We start from the raw sequence: 25,358 nt of genomic DNA, 5'->3' as shown, positions 1-25,358 counted from the left end.
TCTTATGCTCCCAGCGCGAGACGGAGGATGCTGAACAGGCCATAGGCCGCGCCGCCAAAGGCGGCCAGGTTCAGCGCGGTCATGGCGGCGAACTTGGCGCCGGCCTCATGAACATAGTCTTCCACCACGACCTGAAGGCCAAGGCGCGCGTGCCAGAATGTGCTGATCACGAACAGCGCCAGACCGGTCGAGGTCACGGGGCTGATGATCCAGTCGCGCAGCGTGATGTAAGAGAAATTCGGCAGCGCCATCAGCGAGACCGCCAGCCAGCTGGTCAGCACCAGATTGCCGATGGCGGTAAAGCGCTGGAGCAGCCAGTGATGCGAGCCCGAATGGGCCGAGCCAAGACCGCGAACGCGGCCTACGGAAGTTCCGTTACCCATCTTCCAATCCCCTTAACGGGCCAGCAGGCAGGCCCAGAAGGCCGCCGTCAGCAAGATGCCAATGACCGGGCAAAGCGCCGACCAGAAATTGTTGCTTTTCACTTCAAAGCCCGCACCGATGTCGAGCAGGAAGTGACGGATGCCCGAAACGGCATGATTAAAGACCGACCAGCTGATACCGATCAGCACGATACGGCCATACCAGGTGCCAGCCTGCGCCGAAAACAGCGCATAGGCGTCAGGACCAGCAGCCAGAGTGCCAAGCCAGCAGAGCAGCAGGCCAAGCCCGGCAAACGACGCGGCGCTGCCCGTGGCACGGTGCAAAATCGAGACAGCCATAGCTGGTCCCCAGCGCCAGATCTGCAAATGCGGTGAAAGCGGCCGCGCTTTGCGGGCTTGCGAGGCTTGAGCCATTGCGACGAATCCCCCTTGGGCTGGTTCATGTTGCGTTGCGGGACAGTCCCGCGCGAAGAACCCCTTAGCCAAATCCTTGTCGCGTGCAAGCTTCACAATGAGGCATTGCCGCTAAAGTCGCAATTGAATGGTAACACGCGGGTCATTTTCGCGGCCACTTGGCATTGGTGGGCCTTGGGCCTATCTGCGCGGCTATGACCGACGCCAATGACAGCCCTGAATCCGCCGAAAACTGGAAAATCACCGTTTTTGGCCCCCGCAAACAGATCGAGGCGGCGCTGATCGCGCATGAAGACGCCTTTGACTGGGATTTCGAGATCGTGCTGTCGGGCTGCGAAGTGGCCAAGGACAAGCCCGAGGAATGGGTGCTGGAGGCCTATCTGCCGCGCAAACCGCGCAAGGCAGATAAAAATGCGGTCATCGCGTTGTTTGCCGATGCGACTCCGCAACTGATCGTCGAACGCCTGCCCGATATCGACTGGATCACGGCCAGCCAGGAGGGACTCGAACCGATCGTGGCGGGGCGATTCTGCGTGCACACGCCCGACCATGCGCCGGTGCCGGGGCTGATCCCCTTTGAAATTCCCGCCAGTCGAGCCTTTGGCACCGGCCATCATGAAACCACCGCCGGTTGCCTGACCATGCTGGGCCATATGAAGGATCAGGGCGTGATCGCGCGCAATGTGGCCGATATCGGCACGGGCACGGGGCTGCTGGCCTTTGCCGCGCTGGAATTGTGGCCGCGCGCCTATGCCACGGCCAGCGACATCGATGCCGCCTGCGTCGGCGTGGTCGAGCATAATTGCGCGGTCAACGGCTTTCCCATGGGCGCCCGCGCGGGCGAGGTCACGATGGTCGTGGCCGATGGCATGGACGATCCGGTGCTTCAGGCGCGCGGGCCTTATGACCTGCTGATCGCCAATATCCTTGCCGGACCGCTGATCTCGCTGGCGCCCGATTTCGCCAAATCGCTGGTGCCGGGAGGGCATCTGCTGCTGGCAGGCCTGCTGGAAACGCAGGAGGCGCAGGTGCGCGCCGCCTGTCGCCGGGCGGGGATGCGCCTTGCCGCGCGGATGGTTTCGGGCGACTGGTCGATCCTGTGGCTGCGCAAGCGGAGCTATGCGCGGGTGCATGCTTCGCAGGTCGGGGCTTTGGCGGAGTGGTCGAAGAAGTGGTGAAAGGATGATGCGAGAGACTCGTCCCTCGCGCTCCCATGACTGTATGCGTTGCGCCATAGGTTCGGCCAATGGGTGTCGGACGCCCCGTTAAAAATTGAAAGCCTGCGGCGCTATCCGGCGCAAGGCCTCCGCGCCGCAGGCTTTCCAAAAATCATGACGCAATCTGGCAAATCTCCCGCCACCCCAAAAACGGGATTGCCAAGGGACGAGTCCCTTGGCCCGCCGGAGGCAAAACCCCTTACTTGGTAAACTTCAGCAAAAACTGATCCGTCTTGTCATGCAGATCGAACACCTTCTTGGTGTGATCGTCCTCTGCATTGGCCAAAGCCTTGCTTTCACCGGCAAATTTGAAGCCCGCCTTGACCACTTCGGCCTTCACCAGTTCCGGATCGATCCGATGCAGCGCGTCCGTATCCGTGGTGCCCGAACCCGACTTGGCCGCATGATCGCTGACCAGATAGGTGCCGCCCGGCTTCAACGCCGCCAGCGCGGCCGCATTGGTCGGCTCGGGGCTTTTGCCGGTATGGTGCAGGTCGTGATAGTTCTGCGTGGTCCAGATCAGGTCCACCTTTTCAGGCGGCGCGATCTGCTCGCCCAGCACCAGCTTCACATTGGAATAGGCCGGGTTCTTCAGGATCGGATCGAGTCGCGCCAGACGCTCGGGCGGGGTTCCGGCGGGCATCCAGATATAGACGACGCCGGTGGGGCCCACCGCCTTGGAGAGCAGGCGGGTAAAATAGCCGCCGCCGGGCAGCAATTCGCCCACCTTCATGCCCGGCTTGACCCCGGCAAAGGCCAGCAAATCGCCCGGTTTGCGCCCGGCATCGCGCGACACATCGGCCTCGGGGCGGTCCTTGTCGGCCAGGGCCGCCGCGATCGCCGCCTTGTTGCCCTGCGCCAGCACCGCACCTGGCACCATCGCCGTGCCGGCCAGCGCCAATGCGCCCGCGATCATCCACGCCTTCGACATATCTGATACTCCCCACCTATTATGAGACGGATGGGAACCTATCCTAACGCGAGGGATTGCCAAGGCCGCGAATGTAAGATTTTGTACGCGCTCGCTATCCGGCCCGCGCGACGATCTCGGCCCATTCCGCCTCGGTGATCACCGGGATGCCCAGTTTCTCCGCCTGCGTCAGTTTCGACCCCGCCCCCGGCCCGGCCACCACCAGATCGGTCTTCGCGCTGACCGACCCTGCCGAGCGCGCGCCCAGCCGTTCGGCCTGCGCCTTGGCTTCATCGCGACTCATGGTTTCCAGCTTGCCGGTGAACACCACCGTCTTGCCCGCCACCTCGCTGGCCTTGGTTTCGACGATATAGTCGGGCGGGCTGACCTCGTTCAAAAGGTCTTCCCACACGGTGACATTATGCGCCTCGTGGAAGAAATCGCCCAATGCCTCGACCACGGCGGGGCCAATCCCGTCGATGCTCACCAGTTCGGCGCGCGCATCGGCCACTTCGGGCAGTTCGGCCGCGCCCGCATCTCCGTCTGTGCGCAACTGGTTGGCCTTTTGCGCCACCGCGCGCAACGCGGGCAAGGTCACGAAACGCTTGCACAGATCGCGCGCCGTCACCGCGCCGACATGCCGAATGCCAAGCCCGAACAGCAGCCGCGCCGCATCGGGCTGTCGCTTGGCCTCGATGGCGTTCAACAGGTTATCCACAGACTTGTCCTGCCAACCTTCGCGCCCGACAATATCGCCGCGGCGGCGATAGAGGCGGAAAATATCAGCCGGGCTTTCCAGCCAGCCCAGGTTGAAAAATTCCTGAATCGTTTTTTCACCTAATCCTTCAATATCTAATGCGCCCCTGCTGACAAAATGCTTGAGGCGTTCGGTGCGTTGAGCCGGACAGATCAGCCCCCCAGTGCAGCGCACATCGACCTCGCCCTCCTCGGCCACGGCTTCGCTGCCGCATTCGGGGCAATGGTCGGGGAAATCAAAGGCGGGGCGCGGATCCTCGCGGGTCAGGTTTTCGACCACCTGCGGAATCACATCGCCCGCGCGCTGCAACACCACCCGGTCGCCGATCCGCACGCCCAGACGCGCAATCTCGTCCCGGTTGTGCAGCGTGACATTCGTGACCGTCACCCCCCCTACCAGCACGGGCGCCAGACGCCCCACAGGGGTCAGCTTGCCGGTGCGGCCCACCTGAATGTCGATGGCCTCCAGCGTGGTTTCGGCTTGCTCGGCGGGGAATTTGCGGGCGATGGCCCAGCGCGGCGCCTTGGCGACAAAGCCGAGACGATCCTGAAGGGCAAAGTCATCGACCTTGTAGACCACTCCGTCAATTTCATAGGGGAGGTCAATGCGTTGCTTTTGAATATTGCGATAATGGTCGAGCATCGCCGCAAGATCCTCGCAGCGCTGCAGCCAGGGCGAAACCGGCACACCCCAGGCCGCAATCCGCTCCATCGTCGCCCATTGGCTGCCCGCCGGAATGCTGCTGGCCGCGCCCCAGCCATGCGCCAGAAAACGCAGCGGCCGCGATGCCGTCACCCGCGCATCCTTCTGCCGCAAAGACCCTGCCGCCGCATTGCGCGGGTTGGCAAAAATCTTATCGCCCGCCTGCTCCTGCCGCTCGTTCAGTGCGATAAAGGCCGCGCGCTCCATATAGACTTCGCCGCGGATTTCGAAAACATCGGGCGCATCCCCTTGCAATTCCTGAGGAATATCGGGAATATGCGCGACATTGGCGGTCACATCCTCGCCCACCTGTCCATCGCCGCGCGTCGCCGCGCGCACCAATTTGCCCTGCTCATAGCGCAGCGAGAGCGACAGGCCGTCGATCTTGTCCTCAGCCGTAAAGGCCACCGGCGCGTCTTCGGCAAGGTTCAAGAACCGCCGCACGCGCGCGACAAATTCGCCCACTTCCTCGTCGGTGAACGCATTGTCGAGGCTCATCATGCGCACCTCATGCGCCACCTTGCGCAGGGGCGATGCGGCCACTTCATGGCCCACCTTGTTGGTCGGACTGTCGGCGCGGATCAGATGCGGAAAGGCCGCTTCAAGCTCGGCATTGCGGCGGACCATCGCGTCATATTCGGCGTCCGGGATCTCGGGCGCATCATTGAGATGGTAGGCCTTGTTCGCCCGGTTGATCTTGCGGGCAAGGCGCATCAGTTCGTTGGCGGCTTCAGCTTCGTTGGGCAGGGATATCGTCATGACACCCTCTTAGCCCAGCGTCAGCACGCTCGCCACCATCGGGCGCCGAATGGCGAAACCGAGTTGTTCATAAAGTGCTATCGCCGCAGCATTCCCGGCCCATGAATGCAGATAGGCCCGATCGCCCCGCGCCGCCAGATCGGCCATCACCCGCAGGATCAACCGACGCGCCAAGCCCCGCCCGCGATAATCGGGATCGGTACAGACCCCGCTGACCTCGGCCCAGCCATCGCCGGGGCGAGCGCGCTCCCCCGCCATGGCGATGAGGCGTTCGCCATCGAACATGCCATAGAATTGCCCGTAAAGGCGGGTCTTTGGTCCCCATGGCCCCGGCTTTGTCGCAATGGCGAGCGCGGCCATCTGTTCCGCATGGCTCTCATCCAGAGGCATGATCCCGGCAAAGTCCGCCTCGGGCGGCGAATTTTGCGACACCATCTGCACCAAGGGTGCTGTCAACCTGGCGGTCAGGCCGGGGGCGAACACTTCCTCGGCTTCGACCAGCCAGATTTCATCCTCCGCTCCGTTCAACAGTTCGGCCAGCGCAGCCTCCTGCCCCGGTGCGGCATTGGCGAAAGGGCCATAATCGGGGTCGATCCGCACCGCGGTCTGCCCCGCATTCCAGCGGGCCAGATGCGATTGGCGGGTGTTGAGGGCGGTCCAGAACGGGCGGTCGAGAGGATGCATAACACGTTATATAGAGAGGATAAGGCGAGGGTCCAGACCCGGCATCGCCCAACCATCATTTAAACACAGCCAATGCCCTCGCCCGCCATCGCCGCAAGCGCTGCTAAACCCGCTCCAGCAGCCGATCCGCCTGCGCCCTTGCCTCAGGCGTAATTTCCGCACCCGACAGCATCCGCGCGATCTCTTCCTGCCGCCCGCCACCGTCGAGCAGGACCACGCCCGTCCGCGTCACCAGCCCGTCGGAGGATTTGGCGATAAAATAATGCTGCCCCCCGCGCGCCGCCACCTGCGGACTATGCGTGACCGCCAGCAATTGTCCGGAGGAGGCCAGACGCGCCAGACGCTCGCCAATCGCCTGCGCCACCGCGCCGCCCACGCCCCGGTCGATTTCGTCGAAGATCATCGTGGCCGCCCCGCCCTCTTCCGCAAGAGCGACCTTTAACGCCAGGATAAAGCGCGACAATTCGCCGCCCGAAGCGATCTTGGCCAGAGGCGCGAAATCCGCGCCGGGGTTGGTGGCGATCATGAATTCAACGCGGTCCATGCCCGATGCCCCCCACTGGGCTTCATTAAGCCGGGCCACATCGGTGCGAAACCGCGCCGCGTCCAGTTTCAATGGGGCCAGTTCGGCCTTGACCGCCGCGTCCAGCCGCAAGGCCGCCTCGGCCCGCGCGCTGCTCGCCGCCTCGGCCAGTTTCAGCCATGCCACGCGCGCCTTGGCCGCCGCCTGTTCCAGCGCCGCCACCTCGGCCTCCCCGCCCTCGATGGCGCTCAGGGCGCTGCGCATTTCCTCCAGCTTGGCGGGCAATTCCTCAACCGCGCAGCCGTGCTTACGCCCTGCCGCGCGCAGATCGAACAGGCGCGTTTCCACCCGGTCGAGCGCCAGCGGATCAAACGCCAGCGCATCGAGCGCCCGGTTCAGCTTGTCCTCGGCATCGTCGGCCTCGATCATCGCCCGGTCGAGCGCCGCCAGCACTTCTTCGAGCAGGGCATGTTCGCCCGCGATCCGGTCCAGCCGCCGCGCCGCCACGCGCAATTCGGCCAGCGGCGAATGCGATCCGGCAAACACCTGCTGCACAGCAGCCAGATCGCCCGCCAACCGCTCGCCCTTCTGCATGGTCGCACGCTCGCCGGCCAGTTCCTCCTCCTCGCCTGCCTGAGGCGAAAGAGCTTCGAGTTCAGCCACATGCGCCTGATAGAGTTCGCGATCTTCGGCCGCCTTGGCAATGCCCGCGCGCGTCTTGGCCAGCTTGGCCTCGGCCTGCCCCCAGGCCTTCCACGCGGTCTCCATCGCGGCGGTATCGACCCGCGCATAGCGATCAAGCAAGGCACGATGACCACGCGGATTGACCAGCCCGCGATCATCATGCTGCCCATGGATTTCAACCAGATAGGGCGCCACTTCGCGCAGCAGGGCAACACTGGCGGGCTGATCGTTGATGAAGGCCTTGGACCCGCCGTCCGCCTTGATCTGACGCCGAATCAGGATGGGCTCGCCCGGCTCCACCTCGACGCCCGCATCGGCCAGCGTCTGCGCCACCGCGCCATGCAGCGCGCCCGGTTCGAACGAGGCGGTCACGCTGCCCAGTTCGGCGCCTGCGCGGACCAGACCGCTGTCGGCCCTCATCCCCAGAATCAGGCCCAGGGCATCGAGCAGGATCGACTTGCCCGCCCCCGTCTCGCCCGTAAGCACGCCAAGGCCCGGCGCGAAAGCGAGATCGAGCGCCTCGATCAACACGATGTTGCGAATGGAAAGATGGCTAAGCATGTTCGCGCATCGTTCTAGCCGATGCGCAGGCCCGCGTCTATGCCCTCAAACGCCTTCAAAACATCCAGCGCCAGACCGCAACGGCCACCGAAATCAGCCAGACGCCCAGAATCAGTCCATGTTCGATATGAAACGCGGGCTGCCCCCGGTTGGCGTTCAGCAATTCCGGCCCATCGGGATGCAGCGTGGGCGGCGGGTTTTGCAGCATCTCGCGCACAAGCTCTGCGGCGGCGGCATCATCGAGCCATTCGCCCTGATCCTGCCCGGAAATTCTGCGCCATTCGCTCATACTCGACCCTGCCCTTCGGCGGTAATCTGGGCGATGGTGGCTTAAGCCCCGGTATTATCCCGATAAGGACAATATCTTACTCCGCCGCTTCGGCCGGTGATTCCTCGGGCGGATCGGCAAAGGGCGGCTCGACCATGATCGGGTCGGCCAGAGTCAGCCGGTCGAGCATGGCGGCCATTTCGTCGCGCACGGCTAGCATCAGCCCGCGCAACCGGCAATCTGCCTCGGGCAGGCAATTGGCGCAATGTTCGTGGGCAAACCGGCTCGCACAGGGGACGAGCGCCAGACTGCCCCGCGTCAGACGGATGATGTCGCCATAGCGGATGTCGCAAGGCGCCAGCGCCAGTTCATAGCCGCCTTCGCGGCCACGATGGCTGATCACCAGCCCTTCGCGCACCATTTCCGACAGGATGACGGTGAGGAACTTGCGTGGGATATTCTGCGCCTCGGCAATCGCGTCGAGCCGAATCGGACCCTGCTGCCACAGGTCAGCAAGGTGCTGAAGCGCGCGGATCGTGTAGCGGGTTTTCTGCGATAGCATGGCGGCGGCATAACAGCGCCCATCCGAAGAAAATGTCAATCACCGGGTTAGACATTCCACGGTGTCATGCAAAGATATGCCCCGCCACCCGCCACCCGCCGCCCAACGCAAAAGGCCCACGCCATCCCTGGCGCGGGCCCTTGCAAAACGGCCGATCCGAGGGATCAGCTGACCTTGGTGCCGGGGGCATATTTGCCCATCATGGCATAGGCTTTTTCATACCACTCGCTGCCCGGATAATTGGCGCCCAGCACAGCGGCGTATTTCTGCGCCTCGACGGGAATGCCCAGCGCCAGATTGGTTTCCACCAGACGGAACAGCGCCTCGGCGGTGTGGCTGGTCGTCTGATACTTGTCGATCACATTGCGGAAACGGATATCAGCGGCCAGCCAGCGGCCCGAACGCTCGTAAAAGCGGCCGATGTCCATTTCCTTGCCGGCCAGATGATCGTTCACCAGATCGATCTTGAGGCGGGCATCGGTGGCATAGCGCGTGTCGGGATAGCGGCGCACCACGTCATTGAGCGCCGAAAGCGCCTGAAGGGTGATCTTCTGATCGCGGCTGACATCGCTGATCTGCTCGTAATAGCTCATCGCGATCAGGTAATAGGCGTAAGGCGCATCCTTGTTGCCCGGATGAATCGAGAGGAAGCGCTGCGCCGACTGCACCGACTTGGCGTAATCGCGCGCCGAATAATAGGAAAACGCGCTCATCAACTGTGCGCGGCGGGCCCAGGGGCTGTAGGGGTGCTGACGCTCCACCTCGTCAAACAGCGCGGCGGCCGTCTTGTCCTCGCCCGCATCCAGACGCTTCTTCGCCTCCAGATAGAGCGAATCGACGTCGCGCGCGACATAGGCGGTATCCTTGGGCTTCTTGCCCCGCCCGGCGCAACCGCCGGTGATCGCCATCGCGCCAACGGCACAGGCAAGGAGGAGAACACGCGGCGACAGGCTGATGCTGGGCTTAGACATGGTTTGGCCTATAGCCAGCGTCTGGCTGAACGCCAAGTGAAAGCGCATGGTTGCCTGTCGCAATTCATGGGGTACCCGTCCCTTATCTTGCGGTCCGCTGGGTCGACTGCAACATCCGGCGCAGCAATTGCGCATAATGGCGCGAAACCAGCTCGATCTCCTGATCGGGGCGGACCGCCACGCGGAACAGGCGCGGCGCCATCACCACACTGGCCAGCAGCACCGTGGCCCAGACCTCGGCATCATGGGCGCCGCTGACCGTGGGGCCGCCCTTGCCATCCTCGTGGCGCGTCACCTGGGGCGATCGCGAGGCCAGTTCGACCAGTTCGTCCCAGCGCGGAAAATTGTTATGGATCGGCGGATGGTTGACCAGATCCATCACCCATTCATGCATCAGTTCGGGATTGAGCAGCGAGAACTGCACCGCCTTTTCCAGCCATACCTGCGAATCGCCGGGCGCCACCATCATTTCGCCCAGCCGGGCCCCGAACCACGCCTTGGCGGCCGACAGCAGGGCCTCGCGGCTGTCAAAATGATAATAGACGGTCGAGCGGTTCATCCGGGCATCGCGGGCAAGCGAGGCCACCGTCAAGGAATCAACACCGTCACGCCCTATCAGCCCCACCGCCCGCTCAACCAGTTGGCGGTGTGTTTCCTCATAATTGCGATTGCGACGCTGTTCTAAAGTCTGGCGCGTTTCCGACATGCCCCTTGGCAATTCCACATTTGTTGGGAAATCAAGCTGTTTAACCTGTTTTCCCTCTATAAGGGGTAATTTATTCAGGAACCGTTCGCCAACTTTGAACAATCGTTAGCGTTTCGTCGTAAAACCATTTTTACCCCATCGCTACCATCACGCCAACCGCGCCCGGATGGTGAATCAAGATTCGCCAATGGTTAGCGATGGGTTAATCGGAAACACCCCCTTTTGCCGGGGGCGCCAACCGTCCTCAATTCCAATAGGCCACCGCGCGCAATTCGATGCTGGCGCGAATTTGGGCATGGGCCAGACTGGTGTCGTGAAAGGCCGTGTGCGGGCAACGCCATGTGCGCGCATGATCGCTGTCGTGGAATTTGAACAACAGCACATCATCGTGCTCCATGTTCGAAAAATACCACCAGCGATGCGCCGGATTGTGACGGAAAATAGTGGCGGCGATCATCTGATCCTCGCCCTCGACCGGCGCGGTCAAAGCCTCGCCCACCGGGAATTGATCGACCACGAACAAAGTGTTCGAAACGCCCTCGCCATCGGCCACAGAGCGACCATCACACACCGCCAGCGGCCAGTCCTGCGGCCCGGGCGAGAAGGTGCGCCACAGCGAGACACAGCAGAAGCGGCGATAGCCGTCGCGCGAACCGAAATGCTGCTCATGCATCCGCGCGGCGGCCTTTTGCCCGGTCAGCGTGTTGTAATCGACATGGGCCTCACCGGCGGGAGGCTGGATGCCACCGGCGTGCTGATAGTTTTCCGTCTTTTCCTGGGCGCGGGTCGAAAGATCGGCGCTGGTGCGGATCATCCAGCCCTGCGTGGCCACCCGGTCGGCCCCGGTCAGGTTGCGGATGATCCGGGTGGCCTCGGCGTGATATTTCTCGTCCACCTCTTCCCGGTTCCAGAAATCCTCGACCGCGCTCGGCCCCTTGCCGATCATGAAACCATGGGTGTCAAAGGCGAAGTGATCACGGATCGGCATGCCATCGCGCACCACCGCCTCGTAATCGCGATATTCGCCGGTGTTGATCTCGGCCCCGGCGCGAACATAGCGGCGCGTGACGAAATCCCCCGGCGCCAGATAGCGTATCAGGGCCGGAGCCTGCCGCTGCCGGTCCTCTACGGCATCATGGGTGATGGTGGCCATTATCTGCTCCTCTCTCTCGGATTCGCGCTCTCGGGCGACGTCGGAGAGAAGGTAACGGATGTTAGAGAATTACACAAGTGTGTAAGAGGGGGGGATGCGAGGACACAGACCCGCCTGCCGCCCCAATAAGCCCGCCCTCCCCGCGCCGCAGGCCATAAAAAAGACGGCCCCGCCACAAACGCAACGGAGCCGCCCAAACCCAATTATAGGGATTGCAAAGGGTCGAGACCCTTTGCCCGCCGGAGGTAAAACCTCCTTAAATTACTTCACCAACCCGGCATGCACCAAAGCCGCATCCACCGCCTTGCGCGCGCCCTCATTGCAGGGCACCAGCGGCAGGCGCAGCTCCGCGCCAAAGCCTTCGAACACCTTGGACAGGGCATACTTGACCGGCCCCGGCGAGGCATCCTCGAACATGGCATAGTGCAGCGGATAGAGCAGATCGTTCAACCGGCGCGCCTCGGCCAGATTGCCCGCCGCGCAGGCCGCCTGGAAATCGGCGCACAGGCGCGGCGCGACATTGGCCGTCACCGAGATGCAGCCGACCCCGCCCGCCGCGCTGAAGGGCAGTGCCAGTTCATCGTCGCCCGAAAGCTGGCAGAAGTCCTTGCTGATGCCCATCCGGTGATCGGTCACGCGCGACAGGTCGCCGCTGGCGTCCTTGATGCCGATGATCCGCTGCGGGAATCGACGCGCCAGTTCGATCACCGTCTCCGGCTTGATATCGGTGACGGTGCGCGCCGGCACATTGTACAGCACGATCGGCAGGTCGATATGTTCGGCCAGATAGGAGAAATGGGCAAGCAACCCTTCCTGCGACGGACGATTGTAATAGGGCGCGACGAGCAGCGCGGCCGCGGCCCCGCATTTCTTGGAAAAAGTCATGTGCAACAAAGCGTTTTGTGTATCATTGCTGCCGCAACCGGCGATCACCGGCACGCGCCCTGCGGCCTGCTCGATGCAGACCTCGATCACGCGGTGGTGTTCGGCATTCGACAGGGTGGAATTTTCCCCCGTCGTCCCGCAAGGCACCAAAGCGCTCGAACCGTTCTCGATCTGCCAGTCCACCAAACGGCGGAAAGTCGGCTCGTCAAACGCTCCATCGCGAAAAGGTGTCACCAGAGCGGGTATGGAACCGGAAAACATCGACTTTATCCTCTTTCATCGCCCACCTATAGGCGGCATGGCAAATCTGCCAGCCGCGCCATGGGCCGGCGCCTACTATCGCAACGCCTGATAAGGAGCCATAGGCCATCGTGTCCAGCACCATGATGCCCCGTTCGAAATCCACTTCCCGGCACCGTCGGCGCCGAATCGCCTCGCTGGCGCTGCTGGCGACGGTGGTCCTCTCCGCGCCCGCGCAATGTCAGGAGGGGGCCGAATGGGACCGCGCCCGCGCCGAATTAAAGGCGAGCGCGCCCGGCGCCGTGGCCCCGGCCATCGCCCGCTGGAAACAGCTGGTGGGCACAGAAAATCAGGGATTTGACGCCTATGCGGGCTTTGTTCTGGCCTGGCCGGGCTTTCCTTTGGAGGAGAGCATGCGCCGCGCGGCGGAGAAATCGCTGGCGATCCAGAATGTGCCTTCGGCGCGGATTGTCGCGCTGTTTGATCGCTTTCCCCCGCTGACCAATCCGGCGCGCGCGCAATATGCGCTGGCGCTGGCGGCCGAGGGACGGGCGCGCGATGCGGCCGATATGGCCCGCGCGGCATGGCGCGGCGGGGCGATGAGCGATGCGGCCGAGGCGGCGATTCTCTCGCGCTGGGGCGACAGATTCGCCCAGACCGATCATGATTCGCGTCTTGAGGCGCTGCTCTGGGACGGTTCAACCGCGCAGGCCGCCCGCGCCCTCACCCGCGCCTCGCAGACCCGCTGGGCCGTGGCGCAGGCGCGTCTGGCCATTCAGCAGGGCGCGGGGGTGGAAACCCCGATGGTCGGCCCCGATGCGATCGAACAGGTTGCCGCAACTGCGCGCACCGCCGATGAGCAGGCCGAAATGGCCCGCATCACCGCCGAGGCCAATCCGGGCCTTGTTGCCCCCTCGGCCCCGACTCCGGCCCCCGCTCCGGCGCTTATGGCCGCCACGCCTGAAATGCTCTCCGATCCGGGCTATCTGGTGGACCGGGCGCGCTATCTGATCCGGCGCGGGCGCGGGGCCGAGGCGGCCAGCCTGCTGGCCACCCGTCCGCCGCTGGCACGCCCCGCGCTCGATCCCCGGCGCTGGACGGGGGTGCTGCTGGCTGCGGCACGAGCGGGCGGGCCTTCCGATTCGCTGCGCATCGCGCAGGGTGCCGCCGAGGGCTTTCCCGAGGGCAGCGAGATCGCGCAGATGGCCTTTGGCGTGCGCGATGATTACACCTCGCTGATGTGGCTGGGCGGGACCACGGCGCTCTGGCAATTGCGCGATCCGACTTCGGCCGCCAAATTGTTCTATAATTACGCCCATGCCGCGCGCACCCCGATGACGCGGGCCAAGGGTTATTACTGGGCGGGCCGCGCGCTGGACAGCGTGGGGCAGAGCAATGGCGCGTTTGAGTATTACCGTTGGGCCGCGCAATTCCCCGATCAGTTCCACGGGCTTTTGGCGCTAGAGCGTCTGGGCCAGCCGATCCCGCCGCTGCACGACGGACGCCGCGCCGCGCCCACCCATGCACAGGCCCGCGACTTTGCCGCCCGGCCGATCACCCAAGCCGTGCGCGAAGTGGCCCGCGATGCCGAATGGCAGACCACGATCCGTTTCTTCCGCGAAATCGCCAATCAGGCCAAGGTCGAGGCCGATTTCACGCTGGTGGCCGATCTGGCCCGCGCCTTGGGCCGCCGCGATCTGGCGGTGATCGTGGGTCAGGCGGCGGAGAATGCGGGCTTCAACAATTTCCGCGATTCCGCCTTCCCCATCACGCCCACCCCTCCGGGCAGCGACTGGACATGGATCCACGCCATTTCGCGTCAGGAAAGCCAGTTCAGCCAGAACGCCATGTCGCGCACCGGCGCGCGCGGCCTGATGCAGTTGATGCCGGGAACAGCGGCGGAGCAGGCGCGCCGCCTCGGCCTGCCCTCGTCAACACAGGCGCTGATCGACGATCCGCTGTATAACACCACGCTGGGCAATGCCTATTTCCAGCGGTTGGTGACCTCCTATCGCGGGTCCTATCCGCTGGCGGTGGCGGCCTATAATGCGGGGCCGGGCAATGTGAACAAATGGATCGCATCACGCGGGGATCCGCGTATGCCGGGCGGGCCGGAATGGGTCGAATGGATCGAGAAGATCCCTTTCAGCGAAACCCGTTCCTATGTCGCCCATGTGCTGGAAAACGCCGTCACCTATGAGGCGATGTATCCCGACCGTGCGGCCTACAAGGGGGCCAATCCGCTCAGCCATTATCTGAAGGACCCGCGCCCCGCCCCGCCGCCGCCTGCGGTCATGCCGGCACCTTCGGGGATGCCTGCGCCTTCCGGGATGCCGGTGCGTACGCCCGCGCCCAGCTATGGGCCGCAGCCGACCTTCACCTCTTCGCCGGTGATCCAGCCGGTCAGGCCGGGGCAGTAAGGAACACCGGCATATCGCTGTTTGCCATGCTGATCCCTGCCCCGTTCAGCATGGCGACGATATGGCCCCGGTGATAGGTGGCATGGTTGACCACATGCATCAGGATGGCCTCGCGCGTCATCGCGCCATCCCCGCCGCCGATGAAGGTGAAAGGCACCACCTGCGCCCGCGCCCCGGCATCCAGCCCTGCGCCATAATCCAGGAACCACGCATCCAGTTCCGCCAGCGCCGCGCCGATCTGCGCCATGGGCGGCGGATGGCCGGGGTCGCGGCTGGTATAGCCATGCGCGCGGCCCAGCAGATGTGCCTGCCAGACCTGAGCGATCACCAGCATATGGTGATAGGTCCGCCGGATCGAACCAAACACCACCGGTTGCGGCGCATCCAGCACCGCGTCCGGCAGGTCGGTCAGGCGATCAATGACAATCCGGTTGGCCCATTGGCCATAGGCAAGATAGGTTTGCAGCATGGCACCCGGTTTGCCCGCCCCGGACGCCATCGGCAAGTACGTCAAAAACTGGCCTTGATCTCCAGCGTCGCGGCATTGTCATTGGTATCCTTGCCGCCCGGCACAAAGCCGTGCTGGTTCAGATAGCCCAACTCAAGGTTCACCCGCCGATTGAGCGGCATGTTGAAGCCCAGCGAATTGCGCATCCGTTCCTCGCCGCCCAGACGCTGGAAACCGTTGCGATTGGCATCGATAAAGCTCTCATGCGCGGCCACCAGCATGACCTTGCCCACCACCGGCATCGTGGCCTTGATAAAGGGGCGCAGACGCCATGCCGTGCCGGTGATCCCCTCGCGCCAGCGCTGTTCCACCCGCATACGGCCCGAAATCCGCACCGGACCCAGCGTCAGCAGACGGTCAAAGCTCAATTGCTGGCGAAAGCGGTGCTCCATGATGGTGAAATTGCCATGGGCATATTGCGGGTCATGGGTATAGCCCAGATAGAACACCATCCCGAGCGGTCCACCCCTGTCGCCGATCTCGTGGCCCAGCATCAGGTTCTGTTCCAGCTCGTAAAAGCCGCGCGTCTGGCTGAAGCGGGTGATGTTCTCCGCCGAGGCGCGCCAGCCATCGCCCAGATTGGCAGTCGCCGTGGCGATTTCCCAATGCTGGGCATCGCTGGCCATGGCGGCGACAGGCGTGATGGACGCCATGGCCAAAAGCGCCTTGGCCGCCCCCACGGCCATGGCATGAAATGTGTTGCGCTGCACTCTTGCGATCCCCGTATGTGACAATTCGGCGTCAACTATGACGCTATGATGACAGTTTTATGTCAGTCGATTGTCACAAAAACCCGTATGCGAACGTAGGGACAGCCAAGCATCGGAAGAAATATGACAAAATCCTTGTCACAATCCTCGCTTTTTGACGTCGGCGCTGCGCGATGCCATGCCTTTGTCATGAACGAATCGAGCGCCTTTACCGACGAAACCATCGAAACCATTGCGCTGGGCATGGTCGAACGCCGCCTGCCCAAGGAACGCTGGACCCACGGCGCGCATTGGGCCGCCGCGCTCTGGCTGTTGCGCTATCGTCCTGAAATTGCTGAACCGCAGGCGATGGGGGCGGCGATCCGCGCCTATAATGAATCGGTGGGCGGGGTGAATGATGACACCTCGGGCTATCATGAAACGATCACCATCGCCTCGCTGCGCGCCGCGCGGGCTGAGTTGGCACGTCATGGAAGTGACACAGCCTTGTCACAAATCCTCGCCGCCTTGCTGGCGGGCGATCTGGGCAAGAGCGATTGGCCGATGACCTATTGGCGGCGCGAGACGCTGTTCAGCGTGGCCGCGCGGCGCGGATGGGTGGCGCCCGATCTGGGGGAATTGCCGTTCTGAACCCTTGCCTTGGGCGCGGGCCTGACCCTATGCCCGCGCCATGAGAAACATGCGCCCCGCCCCGAAACCTGCCGCCCCGAAAGCCCCCGGCGAAGGCCCGCCGATCACACCTGCGGGCATGGCGGCGCTGCGTGCGCGTTACGATCATCTGTTGGGCACAGAACGCCCCGCGATCGTCGAGATCGTCAGTTGGGCCGCAGGCAATGGCGACCGCAGCGAAAATGGCGACTATCTCTATGGCCGCAAGCGAATGCGCGAGATCGACCGCGAACTGGCCCATCTGGCGCGGCGCATGAAGGCGTGCCGCGTGGTCGACCCTGCGCGGCAGGAGGACCGGGGCCGCGTCTGGTTCGGCGCCACCGTGGAAATTGCCGATGAGGATGACAATCGCAAGCATCTGACCTTTGTGGGCGATGACGAACAGGATGCCAGCAAGGGCCTGATCGGATGGTCAGCGCCGATTGCGCGGGCATTGCGCGGGGCCGCATTGGGCGATTTGCGCCGTGTGGCCCTGCCGGGCGGGGAAAAAGAGTGGGAAGTAATGATGATAACCTATCCCCCTGCCCCCTGAAACGCCCGGCAGGTAATAAATACTCTCCATTTTCGCTCTTGCGCGCAGGAAACTTTCGCATCTAAGGCGCTTCGCGGAGGAAAGCGCCGGGATCGGATGGCGCTGGCTTAGGAGACATACCATGCGCCATCGGCCAACCGGCCTTTGGGCAAAGCATCGTCGCAGCCTTATGGCGGCTGCCTTGCTGTGCCCCACACCTGCTTTGGCCCAGACCGCAACCGGCGCAAATGGCGCCGATACGGTATGGATCCTGATCTCCAGCGCGCTGGTGCTGTTGATGTGCCTGCCGGGTCTGTCGCTGTTTTATGGCGGTCTGGTGCGGGCCAAGAACTTCCTGTCGGTGATGGTGCAGGTGGGCGTCATCACGGCGGTGGCCTCGCTGGTCTGGGTGCTGGTGGGCTATGCGCTGGCGTTTGGGCCGGTGACGAATGGCTGGATCGGGGGCCTGTCGGGTCTGGGTCTGGCGCATCTGGCCCCGGTGCGGTCGGGTACGGCGCTGCCCGAAAACACCTTTGCGCTGTTTCAGCTCTGCTTTGCCGCGATCACGCCCGCGCTGATGGCGGGCGCCTGGGTGGACCGGGCGCGCTTTGGCTGGGTGGTGGCGTTTTGCGGGCTTTGGGGTCTGCTGGTCTATGCCCCGGTGGCGCACTGGATCTGGGGCGGCGGCTGGATGAGCACCGGCTATGGCACGCTCGATTTTGCGGGCGGCATTGTCGTCCATACCACGGCGGGCGTTTCGGCGCTGGTGGCGGCATGGGTGCTGGGCGCGCGGACGGGTTTTCCCAAGACGTTGATGCTGCCGCATTCGCCTGCCTTGACGATGTTGGGCGCGGGTCTGCTCTGGGTCGGCTGGTTCGGCTTTAACGGCGGCAGCGCGCTGACCGGCAGCGCGGCGGCGGCCAGCGCAATTTTGAACACCCATACGGCGGCCTGCGCGGCGGCGCTGATGTGGATCGGCATCGAAGCGGCCCATGTGGGCAAGCCGACCAGCGTGGGCTTTGCCACCGGCGCGGTGGCGGGTCTGGCCACGGTGACGCCTGCGGCGGGCATGATCGCGCCCGGCGCGGCGGCGGTGTTTGGCCTTGCGGGCGCCTGCGTGTGCTATGCGATGATCCAACTGGTCAAGCAGCGCTGGAAGATCGACGATTCGCTCGACGTGTTCGCGGTGCATGGCGTGGGCGGGATGATCGGCTCGCTCGGCCTTGCGGTGGCGATGAGCCCGGCGCTGGGCGGCACGGGATATGCCGCAGGCGGAAGCATGGGCCATCAATTCATCGCGCAGTCCGTGGGCGTGGGCGTGACGGCGGCATGGTCGGCGGTGATGTCCTATGTTCTGGCTGTGGGTCTGGGCAAGATCATGCCGATGCGCGCCACCGAGGATGACGAGCGCGAGGGCCTCGACATTACCTCGCATGGTGAAAGAGCCTGGGAACTGGACTGACGTAACTGGATTGATCCGGTATCGCCGCATGATTAAAGGAGGCCGGGTGATGAAACGCCCGGTCTTTTTTCTTTGCCTTTTCGCCTTGGGCGCCGCGCCTGCGGATGCCCGCGATGCGCTGGGCATGTTCGGCGCATGGGGCGCGTTTCGCGATGCGGGCATTCCGCGCTGCTACGCCATTGCCATGCCCGAAGCGGGCGCGCGGCGCGAGGTCGATCCCTATGCCGATGTTGGCCTGTGGCCGAAAAAAGGCGTGCGCGGACAGGTCCATTTCCGCCTCTCGCGCCGGATACAGCCGGGCGCGGCGGTGCAACTGACGCTGGCGGGACAGCGTTACAGGCTGATCGGCGGCGGGATCGATGCATGGGCCGCCGATGCGCGGATGGAGGCCGCCATCGTGGCCGCGATGCGCTCGGGCGAGATCATGACCGTTTCATCGCGCGACGGCGCGGGGCGATTGTTCAGCGACCAATATACGCTGCCCGGCGCGGCCACGGCGATTGATGCCGCCGCGCTGGGCTGTGCGGCGCGATAAGGCGTCAGGGTAGCATTTTGCCCGATTCGCCGCTATGGGCCCGACTATGGACACCCCCCTTCCCACTTCTCCCCTGCCCACGTCGATGCCGATTGCGGGCCATATCGACCCCGTCGTCACCGCGCGCGACATTACCGCGCGCGCCGATGGCCGCGTCGATCTGCTGGGCCTGCCGCGCCCGCGCATCGCCGAAATCTTTGCCGAGGCGGGCCTTGAGCCCAAGCAGGCCAAGCTGCGCGCCAAGCAGGTCTATCACTGGATCTATCATCGCGGCGTCACCGATTTTGAGGCAATGACCGATATTGCCAAAACCATGCGCCCCTGGCTGGCCGAACGTTTTGTCATCGGTCGCCCCGAAATCGTCGTTTCGCAGCACAGCGAGGACGGCACGCGCAAATGGCTGCTGCGCACCGATGACGGGCATGAGTTCGAGATGGTGTTCATCCCCGATGCCGATCGCGGCACACTTTGCGTTTCCTCGCAGGTCGGCTGCACGCTCAATTGCCGCTTCTGCCACACCGGCACGATGCGTCTGGTGCGCAATCTGACGCCGGGCGAGATCGTGGGACAGGTCATGCTGGCGCGCGATGCTCTGGGCGAATGGCCCAAGGCGGGTCAGGCTGATCTGGCTGCGCTGACCGATGATCTGGTCGATGATGAGGGCGGCTATTCGCCCGATGGGCGCCTGCTGACCAACATCGTGATGATGGGCATGGGCGAGCCGCTGTATAATTTCGACAATGTGAAGGGCGCGCTCAAGCTGGTGATGGATGGCGATGGGCTGGCTTTGTCCAAGCGCCGCATCACGCTCTCGACCAGCGGCGTCGTGCCGATGATGGAAAAGTGCGGCGAGGAAATCGGCGTCAATCTGGCCGTTTCGCTCCACGCCGTGACCAAGGAGGTGCGCGACGAGATCGTGCCGATCAACCGCAAATATGGCATCGAGGAACTGCTTCAGGCCTGTGCGGATTATCCCGGCGCGTCCAATTCGCGCCGCATCACGTTTGAATATGTGATGCTCAAGGACAAGAACGACACCGACGAGCATGCGCATGAACTGGTGCGCCTGCTGCGCCAGTACAATCTGCCCGCCAAGGTGAACCTGATCCCGTTCAACCCCTGGCCCGGCGCGATTTACGAATGCAGCACGCCCGAGCGTATCCGCCAGTTTTCAAACATCATTTTCGAGGCGGGCATTTCCGCCCCCGTGCGCACTCCTCGCGGGCGCGACATCGATGCGGCCTGCGGACAATTGAAGACCTCGGCGCAGAAAATGTCGCGCGCCGAACTGGATCGTCTGGCTGAGGAAAAGCAGGCTGCTCTGGGATAAGGCCATCAGCGTGATCCCGGTTGGTGGATGGATGACCCCGCCTGATATGCTGGCTCTGGCCAGTCGGGTGGGGCATCAGCTGGCCAGCGAGTGCGAGATCCGCAGCCAGCGCGGCAAGACCTTCCGCGAGGCCTTCATGGCGGCCAGTTTTGCCCAGCATCGCCATGCCGAGGCGGTGCGGCTATTGCCCGAAACCGGCAAGCCCACGCCCGACTTCGAAATCCGGCTGCATGGTGTCGACCTGGTTTTTGAAAATACCGAGGCGGATAATCCGCTGGTCCACCGCAACACCGCCTATGAAACGACATGTCGGCAGTTTGAACTGGGGGCGCCCTATGTCTCGCCCACGCCGGTGATGATTGCGCCCGACGCCTATGCCGCCGAAATCGCGCGGCTGATCGCCAAGAAATGCGCGAAACGGTATGAGCGCTGCGATGGCTTGCTGATCCGGTCGAACACGACATGGATCGAGGGGCTCTCCGATCCGCCCCTTGCCTGGTGGCAGGATGCCTGCGCGCAGGCCGCCAACCATTTCGACGAGGTATGGGTGTTCCACCATCGCCGCTTTTTCGCGGTATCTGGCCCGGTGGGCCGGGTCGCCTGAAAAACCGCCCCGGCCCATCGGACCGAGGCGGACAAATCCGGAAGCTCAGTCGTCATCCTCCGGGGCCGCGGGCGCCCAATTGGGCGTGCCGACATAGCTGAAATCGACATCCGCCCCGAAATGCGCCTCCGCCCCGGCCCGGCTGAAGCCTTCCTCGCCGGGCAGCAGCGCCACGCCATCATCGAAACGTTCGCCATTCGCGTCATTCTGCCAGATTGCCATGATGCGCGCTCCTTACTGATAATCGAGGTTGAGGCCGACAATCGCGCCTGCGGCGATCGCAGTCGTATCGCTGTCTGCGGCTGCGGCGGTCAGCGCATAGGCGATGCCGGTCGAGAAATAGAGGCCGTTGGCCCAGGTCGCGCTGGCCGCGAGGCTGGCGCTGGGCGCAATGGCGATGGTTTTGATCGGCGTATCGGTGCCGACGGTCGGTGCGGCCGCCTTGTTATAAAGCTTGAGGTATATGACAGAGGTGGTTGTATTATAAGCCTGAATGGCAAAAATGTCGCCTGCGCCGCCCTTCGCCACAGTGGCATTGGTGCTCGCCGCGCTTGAGGCGATACGGCTGACGGCGACGGGCTTTTTCTGCCGATCCCACGTGCTGCCATTGAACAGGAAACCGCGCGTCAGCGTCATGATCGTGTTCACGCTGTTGGTCGCGCCATCGGTGATATTGCCCGACACGCCCGCGATATAGCCCCCGCTCCATTGCAGGCGGACCGCCAGCGCTCCTGAACTGTCAAGCTGAAGTGATCCGACCTGCCCGCCAGTCAGCGTGGGCTGGGCGGTGTTGTAGACACCCGCCGTGGTGATCGCGCCCTGATCGCTGGCCAGCACGACCGGCAGGCTGGCGGCAGCGGTCTTCTGGCCAAGGCCGGCGGGAAATTTGCCCAGCAGGCGCTTGAACAAGGCGATCAGGCTGGCGGTCGCCGAATCCGATGCCGCCGCCGTATCGGTGGTGGACCCCATGGCCGCCAGCGCCCCATCGCCCAGCGCCACAGGCAGGGGCGTGCTGGCCGAAACCGTGGCGGCCGAATTATCGGTATTGGCAAAGGCAACGGCATTGGCCGGGGTATAGGTGGCCGGATAGACAATTTTGGGATTGGGCATGTCGGACTCCATCTCTCAGCGATTAGCCGAGTGATGAATTATCCAAATGGGTTAAAGTAGGAAAGCCTTGCGTCCAAAAAAGCTCACATGGCCAAATCCGCCCCCGCTCCAACCGCGCGAATCTGCCCCGCAATCCACACGCCTTCCTCATCGCGCGAAACATGGACGCGGCCATCGGCGCCGATCCTGCGCCCCTGCGCCGCCACATAATCGCCCGTGGCCAGCCCGCTTTCATACAGATAGAGCGCGGCCCCCGCATTCAGGCTGCCGGTCACCGGATCTTCGACCAAGATGCCGCCGGGCCCGGTGAAAAATCCGCGAATTTCCCAATCGACGCCCGGTTCGTCCGATGGCCCGATCAGGCCCAGATCAACCACGCCCTGTGCCGTGACCACCGGCGAAACGGCCAGAACAGCCTGCGCACTGGCCAGGCGGAGCAATTGCCAGGGCGGGCCATTATCGACATGCACCGCCTCGATCACATCCTCGGGCGACAGGCGCAATTGGGCCAGCGCCGCCGCCTTTTCGGTATCCGACAAAGGCCCGCTGCGCCGCAGCGGCGGGGCGCGGAAGGCCAGCCCAGCCTCCGTCACACGCACCGGCACCAGCCCGACCCCGCATTCCTGCATGATCCGCTCGCCCTTGGCCACGCCCCCCGTCGCACGCCATGCATAGGCGCTGCCCAGCGTGGGATGGCCCGCGAAAGGCAATTCGAGCGTTGGCGTGAAAATGCGGACGCGGTAATCGGCCTCGGGATCCGTCGGGCGCAACAGAAAAGTGGTTTCCGAAAAGCCGATCCAGCGCGCCAGCGACTGCATCGCCGCCTCTGACATTCCGTCGGCCCCATGCACCACCGCCAGAGGATTGCCCGAAAGCGCGCCATTCACAAAGACGTCGACCAGATCCAACCGCATCGCCATTTCCTTTCAGAAACATAGCATAGCGGCAAATCGCTTCCCCTCAAGCCGCCTTCCCTCGCCGCGCGCTTTATGCTTGATGGGGGCATGAACCGTCCTGCCCTGCTTATCACCGGCGGCGCCAAACGTATTGGCGCGCGCATTGCTCATCGTTTTGGCGCGGCGGGATGGCATGTCGTGATCCACTATGGCCAAAGCCGCAAGGATGCCGAGGCCTTGGCCGCGCAATTGCCCAGCGCCGAATGCGTGGGCTGCGATCTGGCCGATCCCGATGCGGGCGTTGCCATGGTAAAGGATCTGGCGCAGCGGTTGGGCGACTGGCGCATTTTGGTCAATTCGGCCGCCGTGTTCCGCTATGACGATGCCCGCGCGATGGACGCCGATGTCTTTGCCGAGGCGATGACGGTCAATGCGCAAACGCCCACCCGCATGGCGCAGGCATTTCTGGCCCATGCGCGGGCGCGGGCGGGGCGCCGCGTGATCGCCATCACCGACATGAAACTGGCCAATCCCAACCCCGATTTCTTCAGCTATACGATGGCCAAGCACGCCCTTTCCGCCACGGTGCGGATGCTGGCGATGGGCGCGGCGGGGGCGCAGGACCGGATCTACGCCATCGCGCCGGGCGCCATGCTGCCCAGTTTCGACCAGCAACCGCATGAGCATGAGACCTCGGGCCGGATGAACCTGCTGGGCCGGTTGACCGATCCGGCCGAGATTGCCGATGCGGCGCTGTTCCTTGCCGATGGCTGGTTGGCCAGCGGGGAAACCTTGTTTGTCGATTCCGGCCAGCATCTGCTGTCACAGCCGCGCGATGTTCTCTATCTGGCGCGGGGCGGATAGGGGGCCCAAACGCTTGCCCCTTGGCGCATGCCCTGCTAGGCGCGGCGCCAATCTCTTTCTTCCTATGCGGAGCGCCCCATGTCAGACATCAAGCGCGTCGTTCTCGCCTATTCGGGCGGGCTTGACACCTCGGTCATCCTCAAGTGGCTGCAAGTCACCTATAATTGCGAAGTGGTGACCTTCACCGCCGATCTGGGTCAGGGCGAGGAACTGGCTCCGGCCCGCGCCAAGGCCGAGCTGATGGGCGTGAAGCCCGAGCACATCTATATCGACGATCTGCGCGAGGAATTCGTGCGCGATTTCGTCTTCCCCATGATGCGCGCCAACGCCCGCTATGAAGGCGACTACCTGTTGGGCACGTCGATCGCGCGTCCGCTGATTTCCAAGCGCCTGATTGAAATCGCGCGCGAAACCGGCGCCGATGCCGTTTCGCATGGCGCCACCGGCAAGGGCAACGATCAGGTTCGCTTCGAACTGTCGGCCTATGCGCTGGAGCCGGGCATCAAGGTTATCGCCCCCTGGCGCGAATGGGACCTGACCAGCCGCACCGCGTTGATCAAGTGGGCAGAAGAACACCAGATCCCCGTGCCCAAAGACAAGCGCGGCGAGAGCCCGTTCAGCACCGACGCCAACCTGCTGCACACCAGCTCGGAAGGCAAGGTTCTGGAAGATCCGTGGCAGGAAACCCCGGATTATGTGTACAGCCGCACGGTTAACCCCGAGGATGCGCCCGACGCCCCGGAATATATCGAGATCGAGTTCGAAAAGGGCGATGGTGTTGCCCTGAACGGCGAAGCGATGTCGCCCGCCACGCTGCTGGCTGCCTTGAACGAGCTGGGCCGCAAGCATGGCATCGGCCGCCTCGATCTGGTCGAAAACCGTTTCGTCGGCATGAAGTCGCGCGGCATGTATGAAACGCCGGGCGGCGAAATCTATGCCCGCGCGCATCGCGGCATCGAATCGATCACCCTGGATCGCGGCGCGGCGCATCTCAAGGATGAGATCATGCCCAAGTATGCCGAACTGATCTACAACGGTTTCTGGTTCAGCCCCGAGCGCGAAATGCTGCAGGCCGCCATCGACCATTCGCAGGCCAAAGTCTCGGGTACCGTCCGCCTGAAGCTCTATAAGGGCGGCGCCTATGTCGTGGGCCGCAAGTCGCCCTATTCGCTCTACAGCGAACGCCACGTGACCTTCGAAGATGACGCGGGCGCCTATGATCAGAAGGACGCAGCGGGCTTCATCAAGCTGAACGCGCTGCGTCTGAAGCTGCTGGCGAACCAGAAGTAAGGGTTGCAGGTTAGCCGAATTAAGGATGCCGGGGGCCGCGAGGTCTCCGGCATTTTTGTTTTTGGGCTTG

At 63.8% G+C, this 25,358-nt stretch carries 27 protein-coding genes; 10 read left to right on the top strand and 17 right to left on the bottom strand.

The window, feature by feature from the left end; genetic code table 11:
* Positions 1–2 precede the first annotated feature (2 nt).
* Both sdhD and sdhC read right to left on the bottom strand, forming a co-directional pair.
* Positions 3–383, bottom strand: coding sequence for a succinate dehydrogenase, hydrophobic membrane anchor protein (sdhD, locus tag FHW92_RS17285; RefSeq protein ID WP_168604525.1), 381 nt, complete (start codon positions 381–383; stop codon positions 3–5).
* 12 nt (positions 384–395) lie between these two features.
* Positions 396–797 (bottom strand): succinate dehydrogenase, cytochrome b556 subunit, encoded by a 402-nt coding sequence (gene sdhC, locus FHW92_RS17280; RefSeq protein WP_168604709.1) that lies wholly within the window; start codon positions 795–797, stop codon positions 396–398.
* A gap of 194 nt (positions 798–991) precedes the next feature.
* Between sdhC and FHW92_RS17275 the strand changes: the two genes are divergently transcribed.
* Positions 992–1,975, top strand: coding sequence for a 50S ribosomal protein L11 methyltransferase (locus FHW92_RS17275; RefSeq protein WP_168604524.1), 984 nt, complete (start codon positions 992–994; stop codon positions 1,973–1,975).
* Between the two features lie 238 nt (positions 1,976–2,213).
* Here the strand turns inward: FHW92_RS17275 and FHW92_RS17270 are convergent, their stop codons facing one another.
* From FHW92_RS17270 to dapA, 10 genes are all read right to left on the bottom strand, one after another.
* Entirely contained in the window at positions 2,214–2,945 is a 732-nt protein-coding gene (locus FHW92_RS17270) for a class I SAM-dependent methyltransferase (RefSeq protein ID WP_168604523.1), read from the bottom strand.
* 94 nt (positions 2,946–3,039) lie between these two features.
* On the bottom strand, positions 3,040–5,142 hold the full coding sequence (gene ligA, locus FHW92_RS17265) for an NAD-dependent DNA ligase LigA (RefSeq protein WP_168604522.1): 2,103 nt from the start codon (positions 5,140–5,142) through the stop codon (positions 3,040–3,042).
* Between the two features lie 9 nt (positions 5,143–5,151).
* Complete coding sequence (locus tag FHW92_RS17260) at positions 5,152–5,826, bottom strand: GNAT family N-acetyltransferase (RefSeq protein WP_168604521.1); 675 nt, start codon at positions 5,824–5,826, stop codon at positions 5,152–5,154.
* 103 nt (positions 5,827–5,929) lie between these two features.
* On the bottom strand, positions 5,930–7,594 hold the full coding sequence (recN, locus tag FHW92_RS17255) for a DNA repair protein RecN (protein ID WP_168604520.1): 1,665 nt from the start codon (positions 7,592–7,594) through the stop codon (positions 5,930–5,932).
* A 55-nt stretch (positions 7,595–7,649) separates the two neighbouring features.
* Entirely contained in the window at positions 7,650–7,883 is a 234-nt protein-coding gene (locus tag FHW92_RS17250) for a hypothetical protein (RefSeq protein WP_168604519.1), read from the bottom strand.
* A gap of 76 nt (positions 7,884–7,959) precedes the next feature.
* A complete protein-coding gene (locus tag FHW92_RS17245; RefSeq protein ID WP_168604518.1) occupies positions 7,960–8,424 on the bottom strand; it encodes an Rrf2 family transcriptional regulator in 465 nt (154 codons plus the stop codon).
* Between the two features lie 164 nt (positions 8,425–8,588).
* Complete coding sequence (locus tag FHW92_RS17240; RefSeq protein ID WP_168604517.1) at positions 8,589–9,395, bottom strand: outer membrane protein assembly factor BamD; 807 nt, start codon at positions 9,393–9,395, stop codon at positions 8,589–8,591.
* 82 nt (positions 9,396–9,477) lie between these two features.
* Positions 9,478–10,101, bottom strand: a complete 624-nt coding sequence (locus FHW92_RS17235) for a TetR/AcrR family transcriptional regulator (RefSeq protein WP_168604516.1) — start codon at positions 10,099–10,101, stop codon at positions 9,478–9,480.
* 244 nt (positions 10,102–10,345) lie between these two features.
* The gene (locus FHW92_RS17230) at positions 10,346–11,254 is read right to left on the bottom strand and encodes a CmcJ/NvfI family oxidoreductase (protein ID WP_168604515.1); all 909 of its coding nucleotides are present in this window, start codon (positions 11,252–11,254) and stop codon (positions 10,346–10,348) included.
* Positions 11,255–11,515: 261 nt separating this feature from the next.
* Positions 11,516–12,400 (bottom strand): 4-hydroxy-tetrahydrodipicolinate synthase, encoded by an 885-nt coding sequence (dapA, locus tag FHW92_RS17225; protein ID WP_168604514.1) that lies wholly within the window; start codon positions 12,398–12,400, stop codon positions 11,516–11,518.
* A gap of 110 nt (positions 12,401–12,510) precedes the next feature.
* On the opposite strand from dapA, the gene FHW92_RS26245 reads away from it, so the two are divergent.
* Positions 12,511–14,799: a lytic transglycosylase domain-containing protein gene (locus tag FHW92_RS26245; protein WP_168604513.1), complete on the top strand. Its 2,289-nt coding sequence runs from the start codon at positions 12,511–12,513 to the stop codon at positions 14,797–14,799.
* Here FHW92_RS26245 and FHW92_RS17215 read toward each other — a convergent pair.
* Together FHW92_RS17215 and FHW92_RS17210 are read right to left on the bottom strand one after the other, a co-directional pair.
* Positions 14,783–15,268, bottom strand: a complete 486-nt coding sequence (locus FHW92_RS17215) for a DinB family protein (RefSeq protein ID WP_168604512.1) — start codon at positions 15,266–15,268, stop codon at positions 14,783–14,785. The two genes, FHW92_RS26245 and FHW92_RS17215, sit on opposite strands and share 17 nt — an antisense overlap.
* A gap of 41 nt (positions 15,269–15,309) precedes the next feature.
* Complete coding sequence (locus FHW92_RS17210) at positions 15,310–16,017, bottom strand: DUF2490 domain-containing protein (protein ID WP_349237704.1); 708 nt, start codon at positions 16,015–16,017, stop codon at positions 15,310–15,312.
* A 189-nt stretch (positions 16,018–16,206) separates the two neighbouring features.
* Here FHW92_RS17210 and FHW92_RS17205 point away from each other — a divergent pair, with 189 nt between their 5' ends.
* The 6 genes from FHW92_RS17205 (at position 16,207) to FHW92_RS17180 (ending at position 21,128) form a co-directional block, all read left to right on the top strand.
* Positions 16,207–16,647 (top strand): hypothetical protein, encoded by a 441-nt coding sequence (locus FHW92_RS17205; protein ID WP_246870238.1) that lies wholly within the window; start codon positions 16,207–16,209, stop codon positions 16,645–16,647.
* A 49-nt stretch (positions 16,648–16,696) separates the two neighbouring features.
* Complete coding sequence (locus FHW92_RS17200) at positions 16,697–17,218, top strand: GreA/GreB family elongation factor (protein WP_168604706.1); 522 nt, start codon at positions 16,697–16,699, stop codon at positions 17,216–17,218.
* A gap of 169 nt (positions 17,219–17,387) precedes the next feature.
* The gene (locus FHW92_RS17195; protein WP_168604705.1) at positions 17,388–18,659 is read left to right on the top strand and encodes an ammonium transporter; all 1,272 of its coding nucleotides are present in this window, start codon (positions 17,388–17,390) and stop codon (positions 18,657–18,659) included.
* 49 nt (positions 18,660–18,708) lie between these two features.
* Positions 18,709–19,194 (top strand): hypothetical protein, encoded by a 486-nt coding sequence (locus FHW92_RS17190; protein WP_168604511.1) that lies wholly within the window; start codon positions 18,709–18,711, stop codon positions 19,192–19,194.
* Between the two features lie 46 nt (positions 19,195–19,240).
* Positions 19,241–20,524: a 23S rRNA (adenine(2503)-C(2))-methyltransferase RlmN gene (gene rlmN, locus FHW92_RS17185; RefSeq protein WP_172249329.1), complete on the top strand. Its 1,284-nt coding sequence runs from the start codon at positions 19,241–19,243 to the stop codon at positions 20,522–20,524.
* 31 nt (positions 20,525–20,555) lie between these two features.
* A complete protein-coding gene (locus tag FHW92_RS17180; RefSeq protein WP_168604510.1) occupies positions 20,556–21,128 on the top strand; it encodes a hypothetical protein in 573 nt (190 codons plus the stop codon).
* A gap of 45 nt (positions 21,129–21,173) precedes the next feature.
* Here FHW92_RS17180 and FHW92_RS17175 read toward each other — a convergent pair whose 3' ends face one another.
* The 3 genes from FHW92_RS17175 to FHW92_RS17165 all read right to left on the bottom strand — a co-directional run bounded on the left by FHW92_RS17175 (position 21,174) and on the right by FHW92_RS17165 (position 23,158).
* Positions 21,174–21,350, bottom strand: a complete 177-nt coding sequence (locus tag FHW92_RS17175; protein ID WP_168604509.1) for a hypothetical protein — start codon at positions 21,348–21,350, stop codon at positions 21,174–21,176.
* A gap of 12 nt (positions 21,351–21,362) precedes the next feature.
* Entirely contained in the window at positions 21,363–22,238 is an 876-nt protein-coding gene (locus tag FHW92_RS17170; protein ID WP_168604508.1) for a hypothetical protein, read from the bottom strand.
* 83 nt (positions 22,239–22,321) lie between these two features.
* Positions 22,322–23,158, bottom strand: coding sequence for a PhzF family phenazine biosynthesis protein (locus tag FHW92_RS17165; protein ID WP_349237703.1), 837 nt, complete (start codon positions 23,156–23,158; stop codon positions 22,322–22,324).
* An 84-nt stretch (positions 23,159–23,242) separates the two neighbouring features.
* Between FHW92_RS17165 and FHW92_RS17160 the strand changes: the two genes are divergently transcribed.
* On the top strand, positions 23,243–23,998 hold the full coding sequence (locus FHW92_RS17160; RefSeq protein WP_168604507.1) for an SDR family oxidoreductase: 756 nt from the start codon (positions 23,243–23,245) through the stop codon (positions 23,996–23,998).
* Positions 23,999–24,076: 78 nt separating this feature from the next.
* Positions 24,077–25,288: an argininosuccinate synthase gene (locus tag FHW92_RS17155; protein ID WP_168604506.1), complete on the top strand. Its 1,212-nt coding sequence runs from the start codon at positions 24,077–24,079 to the stop codon at positions 25,286–25,288.
* Positions 25,289–25,358 lie beyond the last annotated feature (70 nt).

The sequence above is a fragment of the Novosphingobium sp. SG707 genome (assembly GCF_012275515.1).
Lineage (GTDB): Bacteria > Pseudomonadota > Alphaproteobacteria > Sphingomonadales > Sphingomonadaceae > Novosphingobium.
This window is presented reverse-complemented; position numbering and strand designations above follow the sequence as displayed.